Annotated in this window: 3 protein-coding genes; 2 read left to right on the forward strand and 1 reads right to left on the reverse strand. The window is 43.8% G+C overall.

The features are described 5' to 3' along the window. Positions 1-40: 40 nt before the first annotated feature. Entirely contained in the window at positions 41-154 is a 114-nt protein-coding gene (locus tag ADM33_RS11060; RefSeq protein WP_193390752.1) for a type I toxin-antitoxin system Fst family toxin, read from the reverse strand. Positions 155-290: 136 nt separating this feature from the next. Between ADM33_RS11060 and ruvB the strand changes: the two genes are divergently transcribed. Together ruvB and ADM33_RS00935 are read left to right on the forward strand one after the other, a co-directional pair. Further along, positions 291-1,289: a Holliday junction branch migration DNA helicase RuvB gene (gene ruvB, locus ADM33_RS00930; protein ID WP_080982670.1), complete on the forward strand. Its 999-nt coding sequence runs from the start codon at positions 291-293 to the stop codon at positions 1,287-1,289. After that, on the forward strand, positions 1,270-1,842 hold the full coding sequence (locus tag ADM33_RS00935) for a nucleotidyltransferase family protein (RefSeq protein WP_049502777.1): 573 nt from the start codon (positions 1,270-1,272) through the stop codon (positions 1,840-1,842). The genes ruvB and ADM33_RS00935 overlap by 20 nt, the downstream gene beginning before the upstream one ends. The last annotated feature ends 61 nt before the right edge of the window (positions 1,843-1,903 follow it).

The following is a 1,903-nucleotide window of genomic DNA, read 5'->3' on the forward strand; positions in this document are numbered from 1 at the left end:
AAAATCAAATTCAAACCACGTCAGCTTCACCTTGCCGTACTCAAGTACAGCCTGCGGCTAACTTCCTAGTTTGCTCTTTGATTTTCATTGAGTATAAGCGAAGAACGACACCGACCACAATTGGTCCGATGATAGTTTTAAGGATTAGTTCCATTATGGGCTATTTCACCTCCTTTCGTAGGCGGTGTAGCAGTGCCGTACAATATTATACCACATCAGTGCTAAAGTCGGGAGCCACCCAATTCGGTGGCTTTTTTGTTTGTAGGCGGGATTTTTGCTATAATAGAAACATGAGTAGAATTTTAGATAATGAAATCATGGGTGATGAGGAGTTGGTAGAGCGTACCCTCCGTCCCCAATATTTACGTGAATATATCGGTCAGGACAAGGTCAAGGATCAGCTTCAAATCTTTATCGAGGCAGCAAAAATGCGTGATGAGGCGCTGGATCATGTTCTTTTGTTTGGCCCTCCAGGTCTCGGGAAAACGACCATGGCCTTTGTCATTGCCAATGAATTGGGAGTTAATCTCAAGCAGACGTCTGGTCCCGTTATCGAAAAAGCCGGTGATCTGGTAGCGATTTTGAATGACTTGGAGCCAGGAGATGTGCTCTTTATCGATGAAATCCACCGTTTACCAATGGCTGTCGAGGAAGTTTTATATAGTGCCATGGAAGATTTTTACATTGACATTATGATTGGTGCTGGGGAAACTAGCCGAAGTGTTCATCTGGAATTGCCACCTTTTACCTTGATTGGTGCGACCACTCGTGCTGGCATGCTTTCAAATCCTCTTCGTGCACGTTTTGGGATTACTGGTCACATGGAGTATTATGCCCATGATGACTTGACAGAGATTGTCGAGCGGACGGCAGACATCTTTGAGATGGAAATTACTCATGAAGCTGCTGCTGAGTTGGCCCTCCGTAGTCGTGGAACTCCTCGTATCGCCAATCGTCTCCTCAAGCGCGTGCGCGACTTTGCGCAGATTATGGGTGATGGCTTGATTGATGATGTGATTACGGACAAGGCTTTGACTATGCTGGATGTAGACCATGAAGGTTTGGATTATGTAGACCAGAAAATTCTCCGTACCATGATTGAAATGTACGGTGGCGGTCCTGTCGGTCTAGGAACTCTTTCGGTTAATATCGCTGAAGAACGTGAGACGGTTGAGGATATGTACGAACCTTACCTAATCCAGAAAGGCTTTATCATGCGAACTCGCTCAGGTCGGGTCGCGACAGCTAAGGCATATGAACATTTGGGGTATGAATACAGTGAAAAATAAGACTGAAATCTTAGACTCTTTCAGAGATAATTCTGACATGATGGCTATTCTGACCATCATCCGTGACTTGGAGTTGAAAGATTCCTGGTTGGCGGCTGGTTCGGTCCGAAATTTTATCTGGAATCTCTTGTCAGATAAGCCAGCCTTTGACCGTGAAACGGATGTGGATGTGATTTTCTTTGACCCAGATGTAAGTTACGAAGAAACGCTGGCTATAGAAAATAAGTTGAGAGAGGATTTTCCCCAGTATCAATGGGAGCTGAAGAATCAAGTCTATATGCATCAGCATAGTCCCCATACGCCTCCCTATGTGAATTCCTGTGATGCCATGAGTAAATATCCTGAGCGTTGTACGGCAGTAGGGCTTCGCTTGAATGTTGACGCAACTTTGGAGCTCTTTGCCCCTTATGGTTTGGAGGATATTTTGAACTTTCAGGTTGCTCCGACCCCTCATTTCTTAGAAAATGAAGACCGGATGAAGCTCTATCAAAAGCGTTTATCTAAGAAAAACTGGCAAGAAAAATGGAAAAATCTTACATTTAAAATAACTTAAGGAAACTTTAAGTTAGGAGTTGTATACTTATCTCATAAGTTAAGAAGACCTTAACTTTAAC

This window comes from Streptococcus oralis (genome assembly GCF_001075875.1).
Classification (GTDB): domain Bacteria; phylum Bacillota; class Bacilli; order Lactobacillales; family Streptococcaceae; genus Streptococcus; species Streptococcus oralis_I.